This is a genomic window from Parcubacteria group bacterium (assembly GCA_041659505.1).
GTDB lineage: Bacteria > Patescibacteriota > Minisyncoccia > Moranbacterales > UBA2206 > UBA9630.
On record JBAZYF010000001.1, the window covers coordinates 646,807 to 656,349 of the forward strand.

A 9,543-nucleotide genomic window follows, 5' to 3' on the forward strand; every position below is an offset into this window, starting at 1 on the left:
ATTTAAGGAAACGTGGATATAACCATATGAAGATTAAGAAAAACGATTTAGTCAAGATGCTCGCAGGAAAAGACAGCGGAAAAACTGGAAAAGTTTTGCGTGTTTATCCGACTGAACAAAAGGTGGTGGTGGATGGACTCAATCTGCTCAAGAAACATAATAAGCCAAGAAAAGAGGGAGAGAAAGGGCAAAGAGTAGAAATCCCAAGAAAAATCGATATCTCCAATGCGATGGTGGTTTGTCCTAAATGTGGAAAAGCGGCACGGATCGGATATAAGACAGAAGGAGATAAGAAAATCCGCGTGTGTAATAAATGTAAGGCAGAAATTTAAATTCGACCCACCTTCGCCCCGGGTACGGGGCTACGGCGTGGCAAAGGCAGTATGTCCAAAATTTACGAAAAATATAAGACCGAAGTGGCGGCTGAGATGAAGAAGAATCTTGGTTTGAAAAACGATTTGCAAGTACCAAAGATCGAAAAAGTCGTTGTGAATGTCGGAATCGGAAAATTCATCAAAGACTCGGCGCTGGTGGCTGATATTTTCAATTCGCTAAAAGCGATTACTGGGCAAAAACCAGTCATGACCAAAGCCAAGCAATCAATTGCTGGTTTCAAAACCCGTGAAGGATTGGAGATTGGAATCAAGGTCACTCTGCGAGGAAAAAGAAAGTGGGATTTTTTGGAAAAATTAGTCGGTGCTTCAATCCCGCGTATCCGCGATTTTCATGGAATTAAGGTTGGCGCAGTGGACAAGGGCGGTAATCTCAATCTTGGAATCAAAGAACATTTGATTTTCCCGGAGATTATGCCAGAACAAGTCAAGACCACTTTTGGAATGCAGGTGAATGTGGTGACAAATGCTAAAAATCAAGAAAAGGGGATGATGCTGTTTCGACTGATGGGATTCCCGATTGAAAAAAAGGATACGAAATAAAGTTATATAATAAGCATAAAATAGAGTAAAATGGCTAAATTATCAGTTGAAGCTAGAGCAAAAAAGAAACCGAAATTTTCCACCCGCATCGTGAGACGCTGTTGGAAATGCGGAAGAAAGCATGGGTATATGCGCAAGTTTGATCTTTGCCGAATCTGCTTTCGGGAACTCGCTAGCACCGGACAATTGCCAGGTGTGAAGCGGTCAAGTTGGTAGGAATTTTATTGCTAGATTAAATAAAGATATTTAGATAGTTTGATTTCGATATTAAATTTTGAATTTTAAAGAGTATGTTGGATCCAATCTCGGAAATGTTAACCAAAATTAGGAACGCTCAGATGGCGCAGCACAAGACTGTTACGATTAGTGCGTCTAAGCTGAAAATGGCCTTGGCTAAAATTCTGGAAAAAGAAGGTTTTGTTTCGGGCGTCACCAAAGAAAAGCAAGGTGATTTCGATGTGATCAAGATTGTTTTGAAATATTATACCATTTCCAATACGAACAAAACTCCAGCCATCAAGGGAATCAGACGAATCAGCAAAGAAGGTCAACGGATCTATGTCAAAAGCAAAGACGTGAAGAGCGTCAAGAATAATTATGGTGTAGCACTTATCTCGACCTCCAGGGGAGTAATGACTGATCATGATGCAAAAAAAACAGGATTGGGCGGAGAGTATATTTGTGAGGTTTGGTAATTATAGAAATAATGATTCGTATGTCCGGCGTTCGTAGTGCCGGTTCGCGAAGCGAATAACGTAATTTTATGAGTAAAATAGGAAAAAAATTAATCACCATCCCTGCTGGAGTGACCGTGACGCTGGAAGGCGAAGTTCTGAAGGCAAAAGGACCAAAAGGCGAACTGAGCCTGAATGTTCATCCAGAAGCGAAGATTGAAATTGCTGAGGATAAAATCACAGTAAAGAAGGCCAAGGAGGACGGTGGATCAAACGCGATCTGGGGATTGACGCGGTCGCTCGTGAATAATATCATCATTGGCGTAAGCGCTGGTTATGAAAAAAAACTCGAACTGCAGGGTGTTGGTTTTCGTATGAGCATCCAGGGGAAAAAGATCGTAATGGCGCTTGGTTTTTCTCATCCAGTCGAAGTGGAAATTCCTGACGGTATTGTAGCAAAATTGGAAGATAATAATGGACTTTTGATTAGCGGAATCGACAAGCAAGCAGTGGGACAATTTGCCGCCAACATCAAAGACCTTAAGAAAGTTGAGCCATATAAAGGAAAAGGTTTCCGTTATGCAGGAGAAAAAGTGAGACGAAAAGCCGGAAAGAAAGCAGGAGCTAAATAGTCCCGTAAAGATGCTCCGCATCCACGGGGCAAGCCACTATATCGGATAATTTAAGACCTATAAATAATATTTCAAGAAGATGAATACGATCAGCCAAAATAAATTAAGACTGCACCGCAAAAGACGCGTACGTGCCAAAATTTCTGGAACTACTAGCGTGCCACGACTAAGCGTTTTTCGCAGCTTGCTTTCAATGAAAGCACAGGTAATTGATGATATTGCGATGAAGACACTCGTCGCTGCAGATACTAAAGAAGCGAAAGTGAAAAACGATGTGGCTGGCGCGAAAGCGGTGGGAATGCTTGTGGCGAAGAAATGCGCCGAGCAGAAAATTACTCAAGTTGTTTTTGATCGGGCAGGATACCGCTATCATGGAAAAGTGAAAGCTTTGGCGGAAGGTGCGCGCGAAGGCGGCTTAAAATTTTAAAACTCTTTTAGTAACTAAACTATATGGCAAAGAACGATCGAAAATTTAAGGGAAAAAAAGAGAAGCCGGAATTTGAACAGAAACTTCTGGACTTGGCTCGGGTTACCCGCGTGGTAAAAGGCGGAAGACGTTTTCGTTTTCGCGCGACACTGGTGATTGGAAATCGCAAGGGTAAGGTGGGCGTCGGAGTCGGCAAAGGATCGGATGTGACGGATGCAATCGGAAAAGCTTTTGATGATGCGAAGAAAAATATGATTACGGTTGCTATCAAGAACAATACGATCGCTCATGCCGTTGAGCATAAGAAAGGCAGTGCGAAGGTGATTTTGAAACCGGCCAAAGAAGGACGAAGTATCGTGGCCGGAGGAGCGGTACGCGCCGTAGTGGATTTTGCCGGAATTCGGGATATCGTTTCGAAATCTTTGGGAACTGCCAATAAGTTGAATGTGGCAAGAGCAACAGTGGAAGCGTTGGGAATGCTCAGCGCGTCAAAGACACGAAAAGAGAGAATTGCGACCCTCCTTCGCTAAAGCTACGGCGTGGCGAGGAAGAAATTAATTATTTTATAGTATAGAGAAGCTAAAAAAGCATGATTCGTATGTCCGGCATTCGTGGTGCCGGTTCGCGAAGCGAATAACTTTATGTTACGACAAGACTTACAAATGAGCCAGCCGAGGAAGAAGAAAAAGAATCTCGGACGTGGAGGAAAAAAAGGAACTTATTCCGGCAAGGGGAATAAAGGTCAAAAGGCGCGTTCTGGTGCCCACGTCGATCCTTTGTTTGAAGGCGGACGCTCGACACTGATCGATCACATGAAGAAAAAGCGGGGCTTTACTTCAAGGATGAAAAAAAGAAGCATCGTACAGATTGCTGACATCGAGAAGAATTTTGAAAATGGTGCTATAATCAGCGTAGAGTCTTTGGTCAATATGAAATTGGTTGCACGAAAGAATATTCCTTTGGGAATTAAAGTTCTTGGAAATGCAAAGTTGACGAAAAAATTTGTCTTTGAGAAAGATATCTTTATCAGTGAGACAGTGAAAAAAGTAGTTGTGGATGCTGGTGGAGAAATTAAAGTTGAGGAGAAAATTGAGGATAAGAAATAGGATTTTTCAGGTGTCGGTTCAATGTCTCCCTGCCTACCGGCAGGCAGGCTGACCTGAACCATTCAGTTCTTGCAAGCTCGCGGTAATTATAAAGTTTACCAATTTGAAGTTAGCTGATTAGAAATAAAAGGTTCAATTCGGGAGAATTGAACCGACAAGGGATTAAAGCATATAGCTAAAAAATGGATAAAGACATAGTTAAAATAAAAAATATTGGAGTTGAATGGTGGTTTTTAACCGGTTTGTTTTTTATTTTCTATTGCGTATCCATTTTTTTTATTTTGAGTGGTTGGGATGAATTGAGAAGTAAGTATTCAGCGGGTATCATTATGTTGCTATGGGGGATGTACTATGTTATTTATGGTGTTTATGTTTTTTCAAATAAAATAGAGCTTGATTTTGTCAATATGGAGCTCAAAGAGAGCTTGCTCAACATTCCCCTGTATACAATAAAAATAAATGAAATTAAAAAGTTACATCTAGAGTTTCCTCTTGTGAATTCTTTCCTCGGGGGAGACGAATTTATTTGGCCTAACTACAAGGAGGTGGCAGTTATTGAGTTTTTAATAAGTGGTAAAATTATCAGAAAGAGATGGTACGTTGGGAGGGAAAATGCGAAAAAAATTATTCAAAGACTAGCGCTTGTTAATGAAAAAATTGAAAGGGAAAATGAGCCACTTGGTAGCAGATTTTTTACAAAAAAAAGATATAATACTTGGTATTTTGCTGTAATAATTCTTGCTTCGATTCCTGTAATATTATTTTTATTATTTTTAGTAAATAAATATTTTCTCAGCAGGTAGATTGGATGGCAAAAAACTATGTTAGCTAAAATCACTCAAATCTTTCGGATTAAGGAACTTCGGAACAAGATATTTTTTATCTTGGCGCTTTTGGTTGTGTTTCGCTTGGCGGCGAATATTCCGATTCCGGGTGTTGATCAAGACAAGTTGAAGATGTTTTTTGAGAGCAATCAACTTTTTGGACTTTTGAACCTCTTTTCTGGTCGTGGACTTTCCAGTATTTCGCTCGTTATGCTCGGAGTCGGGCCATATATTACGGCTTCAATTATTATGCAACTTTTGACGATGATTGTGCCATCACTCGAGAAAATCTATAAAGAAGAAGGTGAAGCGGGACGGCAGAAATTCAATCAATGGACGCGCTGGGCAACAGTGCCATTGGCGGCAATGCAGACTTTCGGAATGATTGCCCTTTTTCGTTCACAGGGAATCATCGCAGCGACTGGCGCAATGAGCGTGATTTCGATGATGGTGATTGCGACAGCTGGTACGATATTTTTGATGTGGTTGGGCGAACTGATCACAGAAAAAGGCGTCGGCAATGGTGTATCGCTGATTATCTTTGCCGGAATCGTTTCAGGAATTCCTTCCACGATTGCCAAAACTTATGCGACAGCTGACTCGTCACAAATTTTTACTTATTTGATCCTGGGTGTGATTTTAATTGCGGCGATTGCGGCGGTGGTGTTTATGACCGAAGGCCAGCGTAATATGCCAGTTTCTTATGCCAAGCGTATCAAAGGCAACAAAATGTATGGCGGAACTTCGACCCATTTGCCACTGCGCATCAATCAGGCTGGTGTGATTCCGATTATTTTTGCACTTTCCATCATGCTTTTTCCGGGCATGATTGCCAATTTTCTGACCAAAAGTTCTAATGGTACCATTGCCAATATCGCCGTCAAAATGAGTGCGCTGTTTTCTCCGAGTAATTGGTTTTATTGGTTGTTCTATTTCATCTTGGTCGTCGCTTTTACTTATTTCTACACCGCTGTTGTATTTGATCCGAACAAAATCGCCGAGAGTTTGCAAAAACAGGGTGGCTATATTTTGGGAATCAGACCGGGCAAAAACACGGCTGATTATCTTTACCGGATCATGAATCGTATCACCCTTTCCGGTGCGGTTTTTCTCGGGCTAATCGCCATCCTGCCTTTTTTTGTGGAAAGCTTTACCAATATTGGTTCGGTTTCTATTGGTGGTACGGGGTTGCTCATCGTTGTTTCTGTCGTCATTGAAACGATCAAGCAAGTGCAAGGGCAACTGGCGATGCGGGATTATGAAGGATTTTAAATGCCTCGCTGCACTCGAATTTCTAATTTTCAATTTTTAATTTCTAAACAATTTCCAATTTCTCAATGACGAAGTTCTTAAATTAGAGAATTTGATCATTAAAAATTGTTTGCCTGCCTGCCGGTAGGCAGGAAAATTTAATCCGCCAGCTGGCGGAGAAAATTTATGAACGTAGTGATATTGGGTCCGCAAGGATCAGGTAAAGGGACGCAGGCAAAACTAATGGCTGAAAAATTTGGTCTCGATCATTTTGATACGGGGCGGGCTTTGCGTCAGATTGCTCTTTTGGATACGCCCTTAGGGCATGAAGTGAACGAAATCGTCATGGTTAGAAAGGAGCTGGTTCCGAGCCGGCTTCTTAGGGAAGTGTTGCATATCCGACTTAATGATCTTGGGCGCGAGCAAGGAATTGTTTTTGACGGCGTACCAAGAAATGTTGAGCAGGCAGGTTATTTTGAGGAAGCACTACAAGAATTTGGTCGAAAAATTGATCGGGTGATTTTTGTGGATATTTCGCAAGAGGAATCTTTAAAGCGAATCGGAAAACGCTATTCTTGCGAAAAATGCAAAGAAGCGGTAATCTTAAAAGAGGATACTGCGGAAGTTTGTGCTGAATGCGGAGGAAGATTGATCCAGCGAGCGGACGATACAAGGGAGGGGATCGAAAAAAGGCTGGGAATTTTCAGAGCAGAAACAATTCCAGTCATTGAATATTTTGAAAAAAAGAATTTAGTCTCCAGGATCGGTGGAGCGCAGAGTGTGGAAAAAGTATTTGAGGATATTTTAAAAGTTTTATGATAATTATAAAGTCAAAAAAAGAAATAGAGTTGATGCGGGAAGGCGGGCAACTGCTGGGTCAAATTATGGAGCGTTTGGGCGAAATAATTGTGCCTGGGCAAAATACTTTTGAGATTAACAAGCTCGCGAGAAAGCTTGTTTTTGATAGTGGCGGTTTTCCGATTTTTGAAGGTTATGGTGAACCGGGCAATACTTTTCCAGCGGCGGTTTGCACTTCTATCAACAATGAAATTGTACATGGCATTCCTAAAAAAAGTAGAATTATCCGTGAAGGTGATTTGGTGAAATTGGATATTGGGATGAAATATAAAGGGATGATTACAGATATGGCAAGGACATTCCCGGCGGGAAAAATTGGGAGTGAAGCGCAAGAAATATTAGACGCAACTAAAAAATGTTTGGATGAAGGCATAAAAATAATCAAATCCGGCGCAAAGCTGACTGATTATGGCAAGGCGGTGGAGAGTTGTGCCAAGGCGCATGGGTTTTCGGTTGTGCGCGATTTGGTCGGGCACGGAGTGGGGAGAGAATTGCACGAAGATCCCCAAATTCCCAACTATTTGACGCATATGCGCGAAATCGTTTTGCAAGAAGGGATGACGTTGGCGCTGGAACCGATGATTAATGCCGGGACGCATTACATAAAGATAATGAAAGACGGTTGGACTTATGCGACAAAAGACGGAAAACTGAGTGCACATTTTGAAGATACGGTTGTGGTGACGAAAAATGGGGTGGAGATTTTGACGAGGGTTTAAAATTGTGTCATTCCCGCGAAGGCGGGAATCCAGGCACCTCAAGTCTAAAATAAAGAGAAAGCGAACTATTAAAATTCAAGACTAGCTGAAACAGAAAATATTGAAGACTTGTATTTTGATTTTCTAGGGTTTATAACTAGTGGAACCTGGATTCCCGCCTTCGCGGGAATGACAATTATTTATTTATGCCAGGAAATTCAAGTAAAACAAAATATTATCTTGGCATCGATTACGGTGAATCCAAAGTTGGTCTCGCGATTGCGGACAGTGAGACGCGGATCGCTTTTGCCTATGGCGTGATAAAGAATGATGAAGAAATGTTAAGAAATATTTTGGCTATTATTAAAAAAGAAAAAATCGAAACAGTGATAATTGGCGTGCCAAAAAGAATGGGGGACAAAAAAATAGTTTATGCGGGAGAGAAATTAGGCGAGAAAATTGAGCAGAAAAAAATTAAGGTTTTTTATCAAGATGAGATTTATTCGACAAAAATTGCCCGAGAAAACCTAAAGGAAAAGGGCCTGCGGGATATTAATCGTTTTGATGACGCCGAAGCGGCGCGGATAATTTTGAGTAGCTGGCTGGAAAAGAAAAAAATCTTGCAATTCCAACTGGCTTGAGTTATAATACTGGCATAATAAAATAAAAATTTGACAATTAAATAGGCCAATCGCGGTATTTGATTAAGCAAAAAAATGAAAACAAAAAAAAATATTAGTACTAGTTTGCTAATTTCCAGTTTTTTACTTTTTGGTATAGTAGCTTCTAAAACAGAGGCTTCTTGTGAATGTACCAATGGTCCATTTAGTGGTGGCAGTGCTTGTACTGGTGGTTATTGTGATGGTTGCCATTGTGTCTATGGCGGTACGCTGATTAATGGTGTCTGTGGATCTTCTAACGGACAATCTTTTTCTAGTGCTCCCACGTCCAATCTTTGCAGCGCTGGTACTGTTTCTGCTGTTACAGGCAGTGGCCCTTGGAGCTGGACCTGTAGCGGCGCAAATGGGGGAACAAGCGCGAATTGTTCAGCTATGAAAAATGACAATGGTGGAGGGACGGCTGTTTGTGGTAATAATAAACTAGAGTCGGGTGAGGAATGTGATTTTAATTCCGCCTTTGGTCCCTATCCTAATCAATGTCCTAATAATGGTCCATGTAATCAGTCAACGTGCAAGTGTACCACTTCTCCAACTCCAACTCCGCCCTCAACTCCAGCGCCTACGCCACCAAATATAAATCAGGCCTACACATCCGTGTATACTTTTCCTCAAGAGCATGCCTATTACGATGGCGACTTAATTAAGAAAGTAAATTATACTGGATTTCATGATCAATACGATTTTGATAATCCGATCAATCGTTGTAACAAACCCACTTTGGATAATTGCGAATTCAGAGCGGAATATAGTCTTTATAATAAGATAGTCAATTTTCCGGAGCAATTTCGTGTGTTTATTCCGCCAGGAAGCTCATCTATAGATGTGACAATCTATTTAACAGGACAAACATCGCGCTACGTTGCTGTTGCTCGATTAGGTCAATCGCCAACTGGAACATATAGCCAAAGCTATTTTCGTAATTTATCTACCGATGAATTTGCTAAAATACCTTTCAATGGAACGAGGGTTGCGAATATAAAGGATAACGATTATGTGGTTACGAATTCTGCTGGTATCCTCTCTATTATTGGCGGAACGATTGGTTCTGAGAGTGTGGGTCAGTGGGTTTATGTTAACATTTTCCCTTTGTCTGGTTCTAGTTTGAATTTAGCTGTAAATGGCACCGTCAGTACTACACCTTTTATGGAGTGGTTCCACACTGCCACTTGGGACGCAAATGGTGACCCAGCTGGCGTACTAACTCCTACTCCCACCGGACCCGACTGCGCTGCCAATACCTGCGTCGGTAATTCTTGCTATGTCGACGACACGCAAAAGTGGGTACATGGCACCAAAACCCAAGACTGCGCCACAGGATCAGCTAAGGCCACTCCCACTTCAATCAAACCAGCAACGATTGATGGTGAACCGAAAGAAGGAGAGATTTCCTATCTCACCTGGAGTTCTAGCAATGCCTCCAAATTGGAGATTGCCTGCACCGGACCGACGAATATCCCC

At 41.6% G+C, this 9,543-nt stretch carries 14 protein-coding genes; all 14 read left to right on the forward strand.

Translation table 11 applies throughout. The features are described from left to right. Positions 1 to 26 precede the first annotated feature (26 nt). Complete coding sequence (gene rplX / locus WC848_03010; protein MFA5961624.1) at positions 27 to 332, forward strand: 50S ribosomal protein L24; 306 nt, start codon at positions 27 to 29, stop codon at positions 330 to 332. 51 nt (positions 333 to 383) lie between these two features. After that, entirely contained in the window at positions 384 to 935 is a 552-nt protein-coding gene (rplE, locus tag WC848_03015; GenBank protein MFA5961625.1) for a 50S ribosomal protein L5, read from the forward strand. A 30-nt stretch (positions 936 to 965) separates the two neighbouring features. Continuing rightward, complete coding sequence (locus tag WC848_03020) at positions 966 to 1,151, forward strand: type Z 30S ribosomal protein S14 (GenBank protein ID MFA5961626.1); 186 nt, start codon at positions 966 to 968, stop codon at positions 1,149 to 1,151. 74 nt (positions 1,152 to 1,225) lie between these two features. Further along, the gene (gene rpsH, locus WC848_03025; protein MFA5961627.1) at positions 1,226 to 1,630 is read left to right on the forward strand and encodes a 30S ribosomal protein S8; all 405 of its coding nucleotides are present in this window, start codon (positions 1,226 to 1,228) and stop codon (positions 1,628 to 1,630) included. Positions 1,631 to 1,698: 68 nt separating this feature from the next. After that, on the forward strand, positions 1,699 to 2,241 hold the full coding sequence (rplF, locus tag WC848_03030; GenBank protein MFA5961628.1) for a 50S ribosomal protein L6: 543 nt from the start codon (positions 1,699 to 1,701) through the stop codon (positions 2,239 to 2,241). A gap of 79 nt (positions 2,242 to 2,320) precedes the next feature. Continuing rightward, on the forward strand, positions 2,321 to 2,668 hold the full coding sequence (rplR, locus tag WC848_03035; protein ID MFA5961629.1) for a 50S ribosomal protein L18: 348 nt from the start codon (positions 2,321 to 2,323) through the stop codon (positions 2,666 to 2,668). A gap of 23 nt (positions 2,669 to 2,691) precedes the next feature. Next, complete coding sequence (gene rpsE, locus WC848_03040) at positions 2,692 to 3,198, forward strand: 30S ribosomal protein S5 (protein MFA5961630.1); 507 nt, start codon at positions 2,692 to 2,694, stop codon at positions 3,196 to 3,198. Between the two features lie 111 nt (positions 3,199 to 3,309). Beyond that, a complete protein-coding gene (gene rplO, locus WC848_03045; protein ID MFA5961631.1) occupies positions 3,310 to 3,774 on the forward strand; it encodes a 50S ribosomal protein L15 in 465 nt (154 codons plus the stop codon). 182 nt (positions 3,775 to 3,956) lie between these two features. Then, positions 3,957 to 4,577, forward strand: coding sequence for a hypothetical protein (locus WC848_03050; GenBank protein ID MFA5961632.1), 621 nt, complete (start codon positions 3,957 to 3,959; stop codon positions 4,575 to 4,577). 18 nt (positions 4,578 to 4,595) lie between these two features. Further along, positions 4,596 to 5,870, forward strand: coding sequence for a preprotein translocase subunit SecY (secY, locus tag WC848_03055; GenBank protein MFA5961633.1), 1,275 nt, complete (start codon positions 4,596 to 4,598; stop codon positions 5,868 to 5,870). Between the two features lie 165 nt (positions 5,871 to 6,035). Next, complete coding sequence (locus WC848_03060) at positions 6,036 to 6,668, forward strand: nucleoside monophosphate kinase (protein ID MFA5961634.1); 633 nt, start codon at positions 6,036 to 6,038, stop codon at positions 6,666 to 6,668. Continuing rightward, on the forward strand, positions 6,665 to 7,426 hold the full coding sequence (gene map / locus WC848_03065) for a type I methionyl aminopeptidase (GenBank protein MFA5961635.1): 762 nt from the start codon (positions 6,665 to 6,667) through the stop codon (positions 7,424 to 7,426). The genes WC848_03060 and map overlap by 4 nt, the downstream gene beginning before the upstream one ends. A 185-nt stretch (positions 7,427 to 7,611) precedes the next feature. Beyond that, positions 7,612 to 8,046 carry a Holliday junction resolvase RuvX gene (gene ruvX, locus WC848_03070; GenBank protein ID MFA5961636.1) on the forward strand — a complete coding sequence of 145 codons (435 nt, stop codon included), beginning with the start codon at positions 7,612 to 7,614 and terminating at the stop codon, positions 8,044 to 8,046. 75 nt (positions 8,047 to 8,121) lie between these two features. Further along, on the forward strand, positions 8,122 to 9,543 hold a 1,422-nt coding region (locus WC848_03075), incomplete at its 3' end, for a hypothetical protein (GenBank protein ID MFA5961637.1).